The 227-nt window shown below is 34.8% G+C and carries 1 pseudogene; it reads right to left on the bottom strand.

Annotated features, from left to right (window positions below):
• A pseudogene (locus tag V6256_RS15595) lies at positions 1-227 on the bottom strand (D-alanyl-D-alanine carboxypeptidase); the annotation flags it as partial.

Here is a 227-nt window from a genome sequence, read left to right as displayed (position 1 = left end):
CAAGTTGTAGTGCCCAAGAATTCATTAAATGAGCGATTGCAGATTCACTTCCTGCGATATGTTCAGCCATTGCTACTCAAGCATCATTGCCAGATTGGATAATAATGCCGCGATTTAAATCATCAACAGTTACCTCTTTTCCAACTTAGATAAACATTTTTGATGAATCAGGAAAGTTTTTTTACCAAGCATTTTCAGAGATGGTTACTTTATCAGTTAATTTTAGA

The organism is Psychromonas aquatilis (assembly GCF_038155185.1).
In the GTDB taxonomy this organism is placed as follows: domain Bacteria; phylum Pseudomonadota; class Gammaproteobacteria; order Enterobacterales; family Psychromonadaceae; genus Psychromonas; species Psychromonas aquatilis.
The sequence above is the reverse complement of the archived record's forward strand: the minus strand, read 5'-3'. Positions and strand labels throughout refer to the sequence as shown.